The organism is Thiocapsa sp. (genome assembly GCF_011390875.1).
In the GTDB taxonomy this organism is placed as follows: Bacteria; Pseudomonadota; Gammaproteobacteria; order Chromatiales; family Chromatiaceae; genus Thiocapsa.
The window spans coordinates 1-15,006 of sequence record NZ_JAABRP010000127.1; the positions used below are offsets into that span (position 1 = coordinate 1).

The window sequence follows — 15,006 nt, forward strand, 5'->3', positions numbered from 1 at the left end:
GAAGTTCTCGATCGAGCAGATGATGATGCAGTTGTCCGCGCGATCGCGGACCACCTCCATCTCGTACTCCTTCCAGCCCAGCGCCGACTCCTCGATCAGGAGCTCCTTGGTCGGCGAGAGATCCAGCCCGCGCCGGCAGATCTCCTCGAACTCCTCCGGGTTGTAGGCGATGCCGCCGCCGCTGCCGCCCATCGTGAAGGACGGGCGGATGATGGTCGGAAAGCCGATCGAGGCCTGGACCTGGATCGCCTCCTCCAGGCTGTGCGCAATCGCCGAGCGGGGCATGTCCAGCCCGATCTTGCGCATCGCCTTGCGGAAGAGATCACGGTCCTCGGCCTTGTCGATCGCCTCGCGCGAGGCGCCGATCAGCTCGACACCGAAGCGTTCGAGCACGCCCTCGCGCACCAGATCAAGCGCGCAGTTGAGCGCGGTCTGCCCGCCCATGGTCGGCAGAAGCGCATCCGGGCGCTCGCGCTCGATGATGGCCGAGACCGCGCGCCAGGTGACCGGCTCGATGTAGGTCGCGTCCGCCATCTCGGGGTCGGTCATGATGGTGGCGGGGTTGGAGTTCACCAGGATGACCCGGTAACCCTCCTCGCGCAGCGCCTTGCAGGCTTGCGCGCCGGAGTAGTCGAACTCGCACGCCTGACCGATCACGATCGGCCCGGAGCCGATGATCAGGATGCTGGAGATGTCGGTACGCTTAGGCATGGGGGTTCATTCGCCGGTTAAGCCGCGCCCAGCGCGGTATGCGATATTTTTGGATGGGATCGGCTCCGGCAGACTCAACGAGCGCTGGAATCGGCGCGGTTTAAGATATAAAAGCGATATCCTTTTAAACCGCGCCCCCGCTAACGGCCGTGGATGCACCAAACGTCGAACACACTCGAAAATCAGCATCTCGCTCCGGGCGCGGTTTATGCCTTGCGGGCGCGCATGAGCTCGATAAAACGATCGAAGAGCGGTGCGAGATCATGGGGACCCGGACTGGCCTCGGGGTGACCCTGGAATCCGAATGCCGGGCGATCCCGATGCCGGATGCCCTGCAGACTGCCGTCGAACAAGGAGCGATGGGTGGCCTCGACCGTCGGGGGCAGACTCTCCTCGTCGACCGCGAAGCCGTGGTTCTGGCTGCTGATCATGACCTCGCCGGTGGCGAGATCCTGCACCGGGTGATTGGCGCCGTGATGGCCGAACTTCATCTTCAGCGTGCGCGCGCCGCAGGCGAGACCCAGCAGCTGGTGGCCGAGACAGATGCCGAAGAGCGGTATGTCGGTGTCCAGCAGCTCGCGGATCGCGTCGATCGCATAATCGCAGGGCTCCGGATCGCCCGGACCGTTGGATAGAAACACCCCGTCCGGCTTCAGACCCAGCACCGTCGTCGCCGGCATGTGCGCGGGGACGACCGTGACGTGACAGCCGCGCGCGGCCAGCATCCGCAGGATGTTGCGCTTGATGCCGTAGTCGTAGGCGACCACATGGAAGGGCAGACGATTACCAACCGGATGAATGGACTCGGGATGGCCTTCGCCCAAGACCCAGACGCCCTGGGTCCAGGAATAGGTCTCGGAGGTCGATGCCTCTTGCGCCAAATCCATGCCCTTGAGGCCCGGAAAGCCTTGCGCCGCGCGCAGCGCCGCCGCCTCGTCGATTCCGTGGCCAGCCTGAAGACAGCCGTTTTGGGCGCCCTTCTCGCGCAGCAGACGGGTCAACCGTCGGGTGTCGATATCGGCGATGCCGACGATGCCCTGACGCCGCAGATAGGCGTCGAGACGCTCCGTCATGCGAAAGTTGCTGGGCAGGATCGGCAGGTCGCGAATGATGAGGCCGGCGGCCTGAACGCGGTCGGACTCCTCGTCCTCCGGGTTCGTCCCGACATTGCCGATGTGGGGGTAGGTCAGGGTGACGAGCTGTCGCAGATACGAGGGATCGGTGAGGATCTCCTGATATCCGGACATGGCGGTGTTGAACACCACCTCGCCGACGCTCGATCCATCGGCGCCGATCGACGTTCCCCGGAAGACGGATCCGTCCTCCAGCACGAGTACCGCGGGTTTGCTCAAGGGTTTCTCCGATCCGGGCGGGGGCGTGCAAGGGCCGCGACGCGAACGAGGGTGACGGCGCAATGACGCCTGGGCGGGCACATGGGCAACGCCCTGACCCGCCGGAATTCTAAAGAAGCCGCGCGCGGGTGTCCATGTGCACCGTGATGACGAACGACGACAAGCCGCAGAACGGCAGGACCGAAACTGCCCCTGCTGCCGGCCGCGACATCCGCAACAAGATCTGCGTCTCGGACCCGGCGTCGGATTCGGTATTAAACCGCGCCCGGCGCGGTACGAGATGTTTTCGGATGGGATCAGCCCCGGCAGACTTGACAAGCGTTGGAGCCGGTGCAGTTTAAGATATTAAAAAATATATCATTCTAAACCGCGTCCCCGCTAAGGGTTGTGGATGCACCAAACGTCGAGCCCACTCGAAAATCAGCATCTCGCTCCAGTCGCGGTTTAGAGCGCCTGCCGCGCCCAGGCGATGATCCCGTTCGTATCCATCGCGCCGGCCGTACGCGCGACCTCCGCACCACCTCGAAACAGCGCCAGGGTCGGGATGCTGCGGATGCCGAAACGCGCAGCCAGGGCCTGCGCCTCCTCGGTGTTGACCTTCACCAGACGCAGGTGCGGCTCAAGCCGACCGGCGGCGGCCTCGAAGGCCGGGGCCATCATCCGGCAGGGTCCGCACCAAGGCGCCCAGAAATCCACGAGAAGCGGCAGATCGCTGCGCGAGAGATGGCGCGCAAATCGGGGCTCGTCCAGCGCCAGCGGCTGGCCGAGAAACAGCTGGCCGTGACACTTGCCGCATTTCGCGGCGGCACCGAGACGCTCCCGAGGGACCCGGTTGACCGCGTCGCAGGCGGGGCAAACAACGTGAAGCGATTCGGACATGGCGATGACTCCTTGCGGTTGTACCGGATACCCGGCTCGTTCGGCTTGAATCGACCTCATTCGACAGTTATGTTCGACTGTTAAACCGCGCCCGATGCGGTATGCGTCGTTTGTTGGATGGTCTCGGCCCCGCCAGCTCCGATGACTGTCGGAGCTGGCGGGGTTTAAGATATTCAAAAACATTCAATTTTAAACCGCGTCCCCAAAAAAATCGGAAACATTCTTGAGCCCGACACAACATGAAAATGACGCATGTCGCTCGGGACGCGGTTTAGATCCACGCCATCCGATCCGTCTTCAGGAGTATCCCGATCATGGCCGACTCACCCAATATTGTGACCGTTACGGCGGAGAATTTTCAGGCGGTTGTCCTGGAGGGATCCTTCGACCGTCCCGTCCTCGTCGACTTCTGGGCCGACTGGTGTGCGCCCTGCCGCATGCTGATGCCCATCCTCGCCAATCTGGCCTCCGAGTACCGCGGGCGGTTCATTCTGGCCAAGGTCAACACCGAAGAGCAACAGGCGCTGGCCGCCGAGTTCGGTATCCGCAGCCTCCCGACGGTACAGTTGTTCAAGTCCGGGCGACCCGTCGATCAATTCATGGGCGCACTGCCCGAGGGTCAGATCCGCGAATTCCTCGACCGGCACATCCCGCGCGCCTCCGACGGGCTGTTGGCACAGGCGCAGGGGCTTATGGTCGCGGGCGATCTCGACGGCGCCCGAGCCCTGATCGATCGGGCACGGGAGGCGGATCCGGAGAATGCCCGCGTGGCACTCGCGGAGCTGCAACTCATGGCGGCGCGGGGCGAAATCATCGAGGCCCAGGCGGCGATCGACAAGCTCCCGATCGAGCTTGCGGGCGAGCCCGAGGTCTTGGCGCTGCGCGGTCAGCTGCGATTCGCGACGGCGCTCGAAGACGCACCACCGGAATCGGAGCTGATCGTGCAGCTCTCGAACAATCCGAAGGACAGCCTGGCCCGCTACCAGCTTGCCGCACACCAAGTCTTGCGCGGTGATTATGCGTCCGCGCTCGAGAACCTGCTGACCCTCATGAAACGCGACCGCGCGTTTCAGGACGACGCCGCACGCAAAGGGATGCTCGCCGTCTTCGATCTGCTCGGCAGCGGCGATCTGGTCGCCGGGTATCGCGCGAAAATGATGAATGCGCTGTACTGAGTCGCGTAACGAGCGATCCTCTCGGGTCCGATGTGTTTTCGGCCTCGTACGTGACAACAGCCTTTGAGTGACGCGACTCAGGACTTTTAGGTGATTCCCGAGAAAGGGTCGATCGGCATGTAGGGGCGAATTTATTCGACCTTTGCACTAAAGCACGTCGAGGCATGCGCATGCAGGATGCCTTATCACGTAAATCGTCTTAGCGTTGTCTGGCACGGAGGTCATTCGGCTCGATTTCGAAAGAGGCCGAGGTCTTCCCAAGGATGGCCATGCCATTGCGGTACGTCATGCGTGGCCGGGTCCCGGAGTTCGTCGTGGCATCCGCACACGCCGGCCACCCCGATCAGGGTGTCGCCCGAGAACACCAAGGGGACGTAGGGACGCAGCCAACGCGGGATACCGGCCTCCTGGAAGAGATTTTTGAGGGTGCGGCGGCGGGACGTCGACCGCGGACGGCAGGTCTGCCCGATCGAGCCGAAGCGGACCGTCGGGGCCCCGTCCGGCCATCGAGTCTGTTCCGCAACTTTGCTCGCGTCCGGCCATTGCAGCCATCCGAGTCCACTCGGAAGCTCGAGCACGGGCGGCACCCCGCTCGGCGCTCGGCGGATCGTCAATGCGCCCGGAGGCGGCGGCAAGGGAGCGAGGGCAAAGAGGTCGTCCCGGTAGCGGCGCACCTCGCAACCCGACCAAGCGACCAGCGGATCGGCATCGGCACGGGCCGTCAGAACCTCGTCGAGGATGCGCGCGAGATGTCGCATATCGGGCAGCGCGAAACCGCGGCGACGCAACCACAGTCGCAGGACCGCCTTGCAGCGCGAGCGCTCCAGCGCCCCGAGCGCTCGGATACCGAGCGTACCCGAATACGCGCCGGCGCACGCGTCCATGAGCTCCGCAGCGAGGCCGTCGACCAGGCGTGCCGTCTCGGCGCAATGCCCTGCACTGCGCGAGAGGGTCGCGGAGAGTCCCGGCCAGCGCGCCCTCAACAAGGGTACGACGCTGTTGCGCAGATAATTGCGATCCATCCGAACCGATGCGTTGCTCGGATCCTCGATACAAGTCAGCCCGAAGGCGCGGACATACCGCTCCAGCGTCTCCCTCGGTATATCGAGCAGAGGCCGCACCAGACGGCCCTGCCCAAGCTCGGCCTCGCGCGGCATCGCCGCCAACCCGTGAACACCGCTCCCGCGCAAGAGGGCAAGCAGCAGCGTCTCGGCCTGATCGTCCTGATTGTGCGCCGTCAGCATGAGATCGCCGGGGCGCAGCATGTCGGCGAGGACGCGATAGCGTGCCTCGCGCGCCATCGCCTCGAGACTCTCTCCGGAGATGGGTTTGAGATTCAGACGGCGCACCACGAGTTGCACGCCGAGTGCGTCGCAGATGCGGCGACAGTGATCGGACCACAGGGGCGAATCGGGGTGGAGTCCGTGGTCGATGTGGATGGCTCGCAGTGCGCCACGCGAGTCGTCACGCAGGGCGGCAGCGGCGTGAAGTAACGCAGTGGAATCCGTTCCGCCGCTGAAGGCGATCCAGTAGTCTCCCGACGGGCCGAGTCGGCGCAGCGCTTCGGCCAAGCGCTCCGGGACGCGCCCGGTCATGGCATCACCGCGGCGCCGCGCGTTCGTCCTTGAACTTGCCGTAGCCCATCAGACGCTTGTAGCGTGCGGCGATCAGCTCGTCCGGATCGGTTCCGCACAGCTCGTCGAGACGGGTCACGATAGCGGCCTTGATCGAAGCAGCCGTCGCTTCCGGATTGCGGTGTGCGCCGCCGAGCGGCTCCTTGATGATTTGATCGATCAGCCCCTGCTCGAGCAGCTTGTCGGAGGTGATGGCCATCGCCTCGGCGGCGAGCTGGGCCTTGTCCGCGCTTTTCCAGAGGATCGATGCACAGCCCTCGGGCGAGATCACGGAATAGGTACTGAACTGCAGCATGCCCAGCCAATCGCCGACGCCGATCGCCAAGGCCCCGCCCGAGCCGCCCTCGCCGACGACCGTGCAGAGGATCGGGGTGCGCAGCCTGGACATCTCGCGCAGGTTGCGCGCGATCGCCTCGCTCTGGCCGCGCTCTTCGGCACCGACACCCGGATAGGCACCCGGCGTGTCGATGAAGGTCAGGATCGGCAGGCTAAAACGCTCCGCCATCTCCATCAGACGCAGCGCCTTGCGATAGCCCTCGGGACGCGGCATCCCGAAGTTGCGCAGGATCTTCTCCTTGGTGTCGCGGCCCTTCTGATGGCCGATCACCATCACCGGACGACCTTCGATGCGTGCCATCCCGCCCACGATGGCGCGGTCGTCCGCGAAGGCACGGTCGCCGTGCAGCTCGTGGAACTCGTCGAAGATCCGCCGCACGTAGTCGAGCAGATAGGGCCGCTGCGGATGCCGCGAGAGCTGGGAGATCTGCCAAGGGCTGAGCGCGGAGAAGATGGAATCGGTCAACGCGACACACTTGGTATGAAGCCGCTCGATCTCTTCTTGAATGTTCAGCTCGTTGTCGAAGCCAACGAGACGCAGCTCTTCGATCTTGGCCTCGAGCTCGGCGATGGGCTGTTCGAAGTCGAGAAAGTTCAGGTCCATAACCACAGGATCGTCATTGGAAGCTGCGGGAGTCTGGCATTGCCGACCCGCGAGTTCAAGCCGCCGTCGACGATCTTCGGATTGCCGGCACCCAGCGCATCAGCGCGCAAGGCTGAGGGTTGCGGGCACCCTGGCGATCGACCCGCACCGGATGAGCGATTCAGCCGAGTCCGGAGCGAGTTGCTGAGTTCCGGGTGAGTCCTACGGTGAGTGCACGCCTGATCCTCGGCCGGTACGCGGTTTAAAGTTTTTGTTTTTCAGAATCCTAAACCGCGTCTCACCGAGATCGAGGACATCTCCAAGGCCAAACGCAAAATGAAAATTACGCATGCCGCTCCGGACGCGGTTTAGATGCGGATGACCCCGGCCTCGAGCAAACCCAACAGAATCAGATAGATCCCGATGACATAGTTGAGAATGTTGGGCTTGATCAGGATGAGCACACCGGCAACCAGAGCGATGATGGTCTGCGCCTTCACCGCCTGCCCCTGATAGACCAACAGGAGCCCGAGAGCACCGACCGCGAGCAGGTAGGTCGCAACGGCATAGTTGAGGACACGCGGAGCGATCAGGATGATCAAGCCCGCAACGATCGCGATCACGGCCTGCAACGGCCACTGCACGAGGAAGCTCGGGATCTCCATCGGTGTGTCACCTCTGCTGGTTTGGTTGAGGATTCCGAGACCGTCCGAGATCATCTTTTCCGGCGGCTCAGGGGCGCGCCGATCCGACGAGGTCGTCCAGGACTCTGCCCATCAAACGATTGGCCTCGGCATAAGCGGCCGCGTCGACCCCGCGAATGGCCGCCTCGGTCTGGATCCAGGGCGCAGGCACCAACTCGTCGCGGCAGTGATCGAGGATCGCCGCGGCGCTCTCCGGTGTGGTTTCCAGGTGGAACTGAAGCCCGAACACCTGCCGGCCGATGCGGAACGCCTGGTTCTCGCATGCCGCGCTGCGCGCCAGTCGCACCGCGCCGGGCGGAAGATCGAAGGTCTCGCCGTGCCAGTGGAAGACAAGACTGTCGGCCGAAAAGCGGCAGCAGTTTTCATCCGTATCGGCGTCCGCGCGGACCCCCTGAATCGGGAACCAGCCGATCTCCTTCTCCGCGTTGGGATAGACGCGGGCACCGAGTGCATCGGCAATCAGTTGTGCACCCAGACAGACCCCGAGCACCCGGACGCCGCGTGCGATCGCCTCGCGTAAAAACTGCTTCTCGGCGCGCAACCAAGGCAACTGCGCCTCGTCGTTGACGCTCATCGGACCGCCCATGACGATGACCAGATCGAGACCGTCGACCGGCGGGAGCAGGCCGTTGTCGAAAAAACGCGTGTAGTTCGGGGTGATGCCGCGCGCCGCGAACCAGGACGCCATCGAGCCGATGTCCTCGAACGGGACGTGTTGCAGAACCTGAACCCTCATGGATCATCTCCTTCGCGATTAGTCGCATCGGCCACGGCTCGGATTGCTGTCGGCAGCCGGCGGAAGCGGGTCAATTTGAAACGCAAAGGCGCGAAGGACGCAAAGGGTTTTCGGGGCCGCCTCGACCCCGTTGCGAATAGAATGGCGCCGGCCATTGCCGAATCGATACCCCGATACGCGCCGGCTTTGCGGCTTTCCGGCCGCCAAGCCACTGTTCAAGAAATCGTTTCTAGCCACCAACCACCAACCACTCACCACTCATCACTCACCACTCACCACGATCGATCACCCATGCTGTCCATCGAAAACCTCTCCAAGCGTTTCGACACCTCACTGGATCACCCCCTCTTCGAGCAGGTCTCCTTGACCCTCTCGCCGGGCGAGTCGGTCGCCGTGATGGGCGAGTCCGGCGTGGGCAAGTCGACCTTGCTGAATTGCATCGCGGGTCTGGAGCCGGTCGACGGCGGCTGCATCCGCTTGCGCGACACCGTGGTGACCGCACTCGACGAGGATGCCTGCTCGCGGTTGCGTCGGAGCGAGCTGGGGTTCGTGTTCCAGGCATTCCATGTCCTGCCGCACCTGACCTTGGCCCAGAACGTCGCCCTGCCGCTGTGGCTGCTCGACGAGAAGGAGGCGGTCGCCGATCGGCGTGCCCGCGCCATGCTCGAGCGGGTCGGACTGGGTCCGCGCGGCGACGACTGGCCGCGTCACCTCTCGGGCGGTGAGCTTCAACGCGTCGCCATCGCCCGCGCGCTGGTGCATGCGCCGGCAGTCGTGCTCTGCGACGAGCCGACCGGAAACCTCGACCCCGAACGCGCGCAGGGTGTGCTCGAGCTGCTGTTCGAGGGCATCCACAACGCCGGGGCGATCGGGATCCTGGTCACGCACTCGCGCGCCGCCGCCGCCCATGCCGACCGCATCCTGCGGCTGACCGCGAGCGGCTTGGTCGAGGATGCGGGATAAGACGATGGGCCTCTTCGGATCCGGTACCGATGCTGCCCTGCGGCATATCTTTCTCGCCAGTCTTCGAAGGCGACGCCTCGCCACCGCATTATCGCTGCTCGCGATCGCGCTCGGCGTGGCGCTCGGGCTGGCGGTGCAGCTCATCCATACCGCCGCGCTCGACGAGCTCGGCCGCGGGATGCGCCTGTTGAGCGGAGAGGCGGATCTTCAGGTGGTCGGCCCACGCAGCGGCTTCGACGACGCGGTCTATGCGCGGATCGCCCTGCATCCGGCGGTGGCCGCAGCGAGTCCGCTCTTGGAGATTCAAGCCCGGTTGCCGGGTCGCGACGAGACGCTGCGGGTGTTCGGAATCGATCTCTTCCGCGTCGCGCAGGTCACGCCCTCGTTGCTGCCCATCGTCGAAACGGCCACCGCGGGCGGCGAGGACCCCGAAGGCTCCGACGCGGATCGCCCCGATCGACTGGCTGCACTCCAACCCGACGCACTCTTCCTGAGCCCTGCCGCGGGGACGCGACTCAAGCTCGATGCCGGGGATGCGGTCGCGGTCCAGGTCGGGATCGGCGAGGCGCGTTTGCGGGTTGCAGGCTCCGTGCCGGGCGCCGGCGTCGGGCAGGTGTTGGCCGTGATGGACATCGCCGGTGCCCAGCAGGCCTTCGATCGGATCGGTCGCCTGACCCGGATCGATCTGCGTCTCGCTCCGGGGAGTGAGCGCGGTCCGGCGCAGGAGCAGCTGCGCACCCTGTTGCCGCCGGGCGTCACACTCTTGACGCCGGAGGAGACGGCGTCCGAGGTCACGGGCGTATCGCGCGCCTATCGGGTCAATTTGACGATGCTGGCGGCCATCGCGCTCTTGACCGGCGGCTTCCTGGTCTTCTCGACACAGTGGCTCGCGGTCGTGCGCCGACGCCGCGAATTCGCCTTCCTGCGCGCGCTCGGGCTCGACCGCGGGAGCCTGCGGCGCGGGTTGCTGGCGGAGGGCGCCTTGCTGGGGGTGGTCGGCGGCGTGATCGGCGTGATCCTGGCCTATCTGCTGACCGCGCTGGCCTTCAGCCTGATCGGCGGCGACTTGGGCGCGGGTTTCTTCCGAGGCGTCGCCCCGCAGCTGCGCGTCGAGCCGGTGCTGACCCTGGCCTATCTCGCGCTCGGCGTGCTCGCGGGTGTGGCCGGCGCCTGGCTGCCGGCGCGCGAGGCCGCCCGGATGGTGCCCGCTCGCGGGCTGCGGGCGGGCGACGAGGCCGAGGTCTATCAGGCGCGTCCGCGCTGGGGTGCCACCCTGATCGCCCTGATCCTCGCCGCTCTGCTGTGCCTGCTGCCGCCGGTCGGCGGTGTTCCTGTGTTTGGTTATCTAGCCGTCGCACTCATCTTGGTCGCTGCCGTTCTCGCCATCCCCGGCGCCACGGTCGGTGCGATGCGTCTCTTGCCGGTGCGGGGCTCGCTCGTGACCCGACTGGCGCGGGCGCGGCTCGCCGCCGCCCCGGGTCAAGCGGTCGTGGCCGGTGTGGGGGTTGTCGCCAGCGTCGCCCTGGCGGTGTCGATGGCGATTATGGTCGACTCGTTCCGTGATTCGCTGGATAACTGGCTGACCCGGATGCTCCCCGCCGATCTCTATCTGCGCGCATCCGACTCGGGCGCGAGCGGCTATCTGGATCCGGTTGCCGTGTCGCGCGTGGCCGCGCTGCCGGGTGTGGAGGCGGTGCGGCCGGTGCGCTTCGAGAGCCTGCGCATCGGCGAGGTGCGCGAGGCGATCGCGCTCATCGCCCGCCCGGTGCAGGACACCTCGGGCCTTCCGCTTGTCGCCGGCACGCTCGATCCGCCCGCCGGACCGGGCACGGATCCGCCGACCTGGATCTCGGAGGCCCTGGCCGATCGGCTGGATCTCGGGGTCGGGGATCCGCTCGCACTGCCCATCGGCGAACAGCTGCAAACCTTTCGCGTCGTCGGCATCTGGCGGGATTACGCACGCCAGCAAGGGGCGGCGGTGATCGAGCTTGCGACCTTCCGCGCCCTTACCGGCGATCGGCGCACCAACGATCTGGGCCTCACGCTGGCGCCCGGTACCGACCCGGTCGGGATCATGACCGCCATCCGCGCAACTCTCGGCGATCGGGTCAGCGAGATGATCCTTCCCGGTGAGCTGCGCAACATGATCCTCGAGGTCTTCGACCGCACCTTCCTGGCGACCTATCTGATGCTGGCTGTCGCGGTCACGATCGGTCTCTTCGGCATCGGGACCACCTTCGCCGCGCTCGCGACCAGTCGTCGCAAGGAGTTCGGGATCCTGCGCCACCTGGGTCTGCCGCGACGCCGGATCGGGACGCTTCTGGCCTTGGAGGCGGCACTAACCGCCGCGGTCGGTGTGGGCGTCGGAGTGGTCGCCGGCGGAGCGATCGCGCTGGTACTGATCAAGGTCATCAATCCGCAGAGCTTTCACTGGAGCATGGACATGCAGCTTCCGTTCGGCCTGCTGCTGATCTTCGGCTCGGCGATGATCCTACTCGCCGCGCTCGCCGCCCGACTCGCCGGTCGGCAGGCGATGCGGCAGGACGCGGTGCTCGCGGTGCGGGAGGACTGGTGATGCGCGCATGGCTTGTGCTGATCCTCATGCTCTGCTGGCCGATCGCGGGCGTCTGGGCGAGCGACTTCGCCCCGGTGGTCGAAGGGCGCCCCATGACCTTTCCCGCGGACACGGGCGCACACCCGGATTTCCGCACCGAATGGTGGTACATCACGGGCTGGCTGACCGACGAGACCGGCACCGAGCGCGGCTTCCAGGTCACCTTCTTTCGGGTCGGGACCGGCATCGGCGCGGGCAACCCGAGCCGCTTCGCACCACGCCAGCTCATCCTGGCCCATGCCGCGATCGCCGACCCGGCCACCGGAGTCCTGATCCATGCCGAGCGCGTCGAGCGTGCGCTCGATCCCTTGGCCGGTGCCGCTGTCGGGCGGACCCGCGCCTGGATCGGCGATTGGGAGCTGGTGCTGGATGAAGGGGGCACGCAGTATCGGACCCGAGTCACCTCCGACGCCTTCGACCTGGACCTCGCACTGGCGCCGCCCGGCCCGCCCGTCCTCAACGGCCGCGAAGGCTTCAGCCAGAAGACACCGGATCCGAGCAACGCGAGCTACTACTACAGCCGCCCGCAGCTCGCCGTCGACGGGCGCATCCGCATCGACGGGGCGGACCTGAAGGTCAGCGGACAGGCATGGCTCGACCACGAGTGGTCTACCGAGATCATGCCCTCCCAGGCCCAAGGCTGGGACTGGATCGGCATCAACCTGAGCGACGGCGGCTCGCTGATGGCGTTTCGGATGCGCAGGGACGACGACTCGCCGCTTTGGGCTGCCGCAACGTTGCAGGAGGGCACACGGCCCGCGCGAATCCTGGCGCCCGAGCAGGTGCGCTTTGTCCCTCGTCGCCGCTGGCAGTCGCCCCGCACAGGCGCCGAATACCCGGTCGAGTGGACCCTGGAGCTCGACGGCCGGACCCTCCGCCTGGAACCGCTGATGGACGACCAAGAGCTCGACGGTCGACGCTCGACCGGAATCGTCTATTGGGAGGGTGCAGTCAGGGTATATGAGGGGGAGAGGGAGATCGGGCGTGGGTATTTGGAGATGACGGGGTATGCCCAACGCCCGGAAAACCTCTGAGAATAAACCGCGTCCGGCGTGACATGTGCGGATCGAGCGGGCTCTCGGGATCCCGAGCACGGTCGGGGCGCGGTGGTGACGCGGTTTATGATTTTATTTCGGAAGGGGAAGAATGGATTTTTCGGGCTCAACGATTGCCCTGAGGCGGCCCTTCGCGAGGCGTGCCTCGATGTGTGTGCCGGGCGGGGCCTCATCGGGTGCCCGCACGATCTCGCCGTCCGGCAGGCGGGTGACGATGGCATAGCCTCGGGCGAGTGTCGCCAGGGGGCTGCGCGCCTCCAATCCGGCGACGGCGCGCATCAATCGCTCCCGCCGGGTCTCGGCGAGCCGCGCCCGGGCGCGGGCGAGACGCTCGGCGAGCGCAGCAACGGCGTTGCCGAGCCCCTCCAGGCGTCGCCCCGGCGAGACGAACATCAGGCGCGCCGCCGCCGGGCGCAAGCGAGCCTGCGCCCGCGCCAGCCGATTCAAAATGTGCGAGACCAAGCGCTGCTCGAGCTGATCCAGACGCTGGGCGCGCTGCTGAAGGCGCGCGGCCGGGTGGAGCAACGCCAGGTGGCGCACAACGGCGTTCAGCCGCTGGCGGGCGGCGAGGCGATGACGCGCATGGGCCGCATCCAGACGCCGGGTCAAGGCGACAAGGCGGTGGCGCAGATGCTCGCCCGAGGGCGCGACGAGCTCGGCCGCCGCGGAGGGCGTGGCGGCGCGACGGTCGGCGACCAGATCGGCGATGCTGATGTCGCTCTCGTGCCCGACCCCGGTGACAACCGGGATCGCGGAGGCGCGGATCGCGCGAGCGAGGGCCTCGTCGTTGAAGGCGTTGAGATCTTCGAGCGAGCCGCCGCCGCGGGCCAGGATGAGTACGTCGCACTCGGCGCGGGCGTTGGCCGCCGCCAACGCGGCGCGGAGCGACGCCGGGGCGGCCTCGCCCTGCACCTGAGCCGGATAGATCACCACGGGCAAGGCCGCGAACCGCCGCTTCAAGACGGCGAGCAGATCGCGCACCGCCGCCCCGCTGGGGGAGGTGATCAGACCCACCTGTCGCGGAAAGGCGGGAATGGGGCGCTTCGCGGCCTCGTCAAAGAAGCCTTCGGCGGCCAGCTTGCGCTTCAAGCGCTCGAACTCGAGCCTGAGCGCGCCCTCCCCACCCCGCTCCATGTAGTCGATCACCAACTGAAAATCGCCGCGCGGCTCGAAGAGCGTCACCCGAGCGCGAACCAGCACCTCTTGACCGTTCGTCGGACGGAAGTTCAGGAGCATCCGCTTGGGCCGAAACATGGCACATCGGACCTGTGCCGCAGCATCCTTGAGCGTGAAATAGATGTGACCGGAGGCGGGCTGGGCCAGATTCGACAGCTCGCCTTGGACCCAAAGCACGGGGAAGCTCCCGTCGAGCACCGCCCGCACCTCGCTCGCGAGGCGGGCCACACTGTAGACATCGCGGTGATCGTCAAGGGCACGGGCAGGTCGTTCGAGCGGCATGGGCAGGATTCGCAACCAAAGGCTTCGATGAGATCGACGTCGGACGGAGTTTACCTTCGGCCGTTGAAATTCTATACTTTCGGGTTATTTTCCTGTTCTGGTCACTGATTGCGGAGCCTCCCCCCATGCGCCTGATCCAGGAAGCACTCACCTTCGACGACGTCCTCCTTGTGCCGGCGCACTCGCGGGTGCTCCCGAACGAGGTCGATTTCCAGACCAAGCTGACCCGTGGAATCGCGCTCAAGATTCCCCTTGTCTCGGCCGCGATGGACACCGTCACCGAGGCACGCCTGGCGATCGCAATGGCGCTGGAAGGCGGCATCGGGATCATTCACAAAAACATGAACGCCGAGCGCCAGGCCCGCGAGGTCATGGCGGTCAAGCGCTACGAGAGCGGGATTATCCGCAACCCCATCACGGTCGGCCCCGGAACCAGTATCGGCGAGGTGCTGAAGCTGACGCACGCGCACAACATCTCGGGCGTACCTGTGACGGAGAACGGCCTGCTGGTCGGGATCGTTACGGGGCGCGATCTGCGCTTCGAGACCCGCATGTCCGAGCCGGTCTCGACCATCATGACCCCGCACGAACGTCTGGTCACGGTGCGCGAAGGCGCAAGCCGGGAAGACGTCCAGCGGCTTCTGCACGAGCATCGCATCGAGAAGGTCCTGGTGATCAACGACCGGTTCGAGCTGCGCGGTCTCATCACGGTCAAGGACATCCAGAAGGCGAAGGACTTTCCGAAGGCCTCGCGCGACGCCCAGGAGCGGTTGCGCTGCGGTGCGGCCGTGAGCGTCGGCAAGGGG

General features: G+C 66.0%; 12 protein-coding genes and 2 pseudogenes. 5 read left to right on the forward strand and 9 right to left on the reverse strand.

Annotated elements, in window-relative coordinates; translation table 11 throughout:
* From carB to trxC, 3 genes and pseudogenes are all read right to left on the reverse strand, one after another.
* Positions 1-711, reverse strand: a pseudogene (carB, locus tag GPT33_RS11550) (carbamoyl phosphate synthase large subunit); the annotation flags it as partial.
* Positions 712-917: 206 nt separating this feature from the next.
* On the reverse strand, positions 918-2,063 hold the full coding sequence (gene carA, locus GPT33_RS11555) for a glutamine-hydrolyzing carbamoyl-phosphate synthase small subunit (protein WP_296809024.1): 1,146 nt from the start codon (positions 2,061-2,063) through the stop codon (positions 918-920).
* Positions 2,064-2,507: 444 nt separating this feature from the next.
* Complete coding sequence (gene trxC / locus GPT33_RS11560) at positions 2,508-2,942, reverse strand: thioredoxin TrxC (protein WP_296809026.1); 435 nt, start codon at positions 2,940-2,942, stop codon at positions 2,508-2,510.
* Positions 2,943-3,256: 314 nt separating this feature from the next.
* On the opposite strand from trxC, the gene trxA reads away from it, so the two are divergent.
* Positions 3,257-4,117, forward strand: a complete 861-nt coding sequence (gene trxA, locus GPT33_RS11565; protein WP_296809028.1) for a thioredoxin — start codon at positions 3,257-3,259, stop codon at positions 4,115-4,117.
* Between the two features lie 221 nt (positions 4,118-4,338).
* Here trxA and tilS read toward each other — a convergent pair whose 3' ends face one another.
* The 5 genes and pseudogenes from tilS to GPT33_RS11590 all read right to left on the reverse strand — a co-directional run bounded on the left by tilS (position 4,339) and on the right by GPT33_RS11590 (position 8,110).
* A complete protein-coding gene (tilS, locus tag GPT33_RS11570; RefSeq protein ID WP_296809031.1) occupies positions 4,339-5,712 on the reverse strand; it encodes a tRNA lysidine(34) synthetase TilS in 1,374 nt (457 codons plus the stop codon).
* Between the two features lie 4 nt (positions 5,713-5,716).
* Complete coding sequence (accA, locus tag GPT33_RS11575) at positions 5,717-6,691, reverse strand: acetyl-CoA carboxylase carboxyl transferase subunit alpha (RefSeq protein WP_296809034.1); 975 nt, start codon at positions 6,689-6,691, stop codon at positions 5,717-5,719.
* A gap of 347 nt (positions 6,692-7,038) precedes the next feature.
* A complete protein-coding gene (locus GPT33_RS11580) occupies positions 7,039-7,191 on the reverse strand; it encodes a DUF3096 domain-containing protein (RefSeq protein WP_296809053.1) in 153 nt (50 codons plus the stop codon).
* 12 nt (positions 7,192-7,203) lie between these two features.
* Positions 7,204-7,389, reverse strand: a pseudogene (locus tag GPT33_RS11585) (DUF3096 domain-containing protein); the annotation flags it as partial.
* A 13-nt stretch (positions 7,390-7,402) separates the two neighbouring features.
* Positions 7,403-8,110, reverse strand: a complete 708-nt coding sequence (locus tag GPT33_RS11590; protein ID WP_296809037.1) for a type 1 glutamine amidotransferase — start codon at positions 8,108-8,110, stop codon at positions 7,403-7,405.
* Positions 8,111-8,401: 291 nt separating this feature from the next.
* Here GPT33_RS11590 and GPT33_RS11595 point away from each other — a divergent pair, with 291 nt between their 5' ends.
* Genes GPT33_RS11595 through GPT33_RS11605 form a run of 3 tightly spaced genes read left to right on the forward strand, consistent with a single transcriptional unit; the run spans position 8,402 to position 12,721 of the window.
* Positions 8,402-9,073 (forward strand): ABC transporter ATP-binding protein, encoded by a 672-nt coding sequence (locus tag GPT33_RS11595; protein ID WP_296809040.1) that lies wholly within the window; start codon positions 8,402-8,404, stop codon positions 9,071-9,073.
* A 4-nt stretch (positions 9,074-9,077) separates the two neighbouring features.
* The gene (locus GPT33_RS11600) at positions 9,078-11,648 is read left to right on the forward strand and encodes an FtsX-like permease family protein (protein WP_296809043.1); all 2,571 of its coding nucleotides are present in this window, start codon (positions 9,078-9,080) and stop codon (positions 11,646-11,648) included.
* Positions 11,648-12,721 carry a carotenoid 1,2-hydratase gene (locus tag GPT33_RS11605; RefSeq protein WP_296809046.1) on the forward strand — a complete coding sequence of 358 codons (1,074 nt, stop codon included), beginning with the start codon at positions 11,648-11,650 and terminating at the stop codon, positions 12,719-12,721. Before GPT33_RS11600 ends, GPT33_RS11605 begins: the two co-directional genes overlap by 1 nt.
* A 93-nt stretch (positions 12,722-12,814) precedes the next feature.
* Here the strand turns inward: GPT33_RS11605 and xseA are convergent, their stop codons facing one another.
* Positions 12,815-14,200: an exodeoxyribonuclease VII large subunit gene (gene xseA, locus GPT33_RS11610; RefSeq protein ID WP_296809048.1), complete on the reverse strand. Its 1,386-nt coding sequence runs from the start codon at positions 14,198-14,200 to the stop codon at positions 12,815-12,817.
* A 125-nt stretch (positions 14,201-14,325) separates the two neighbouring features.
* On the opposite strand from xseA, the gene GPT33_RS11615 reads away from it, so the two are divergent.
* A partial coding sequence (locus GPT33_RS11615) for an IMP dehydrogenase (protein WP_296809050.1) occupies positions 14,326-15,006 on the forward strand: 681 nt, incomplete at its 3' end.

Bases quoted from the DNA above. Each gene is read 5' to 3' on its own strand.
- trxC (WP_296809026.1), bottom strand. From the start codon at position 2,942: ATGTCCGAATCGCTTCACGTTGTTTGCCCCGCCTGCGACGCGGTCAAC.
- trxA (WP_296809028.1), top strand. From the start codon at position 3,257: ATGGCCGACTCACCCAATATTGTGACCGTTACGGCGGAGAATTTTCAG.
- tilS (WP_296809031.1), bottom strand. From the start codon at position 5,712: ATGACCGGGCGCGTCCCGGAGCGCTTGGCCGAAGCGCTGCGCCGACTC.
- accA (WP_296809034.1), bottom strand. From the start codon at position 6,691: ATGGACCTGAACTTTCTCGACTTCGAACAGCCCATCGCCGAGCTCGAG.
- GPT33_RS11590 (WP_296809037.1), bottom strand. From the start codon at position 8,110: ATGAGGGTTCAGGTTCTGCAACACGTCCCGTTCGAGGACATCGGCTCG.
- GPT33_RS11595 (WP_296809040.1), top strand. From the start codon at position 8,402: ATGCTGTCCATCGAAAACCTCTCCAAGCGTTTCGACACCTCACTGGAT.
- GPT33_RS11600 (WP_296809043.1), top strand. From the start codon at position 9,078: ATGGGCCTCTTCGGATCCGGTACCGATGCTGCCCTGCGGCATATCTTT.
- GPT33_RS11605 (WP_296809046.1), top strand. From the start codon at position 11,648: ATGCGCGCATGGCTTGTGCTGATCCTCATGCTCTGCTGGCCGATCGCG.
- xseA (WP_296809048.1), bottom strand. From the start codon at position 14,200: ATGCCGCTCGAACGACCTGCCCGTGCCCTTGACGATCACCGCGATGTC.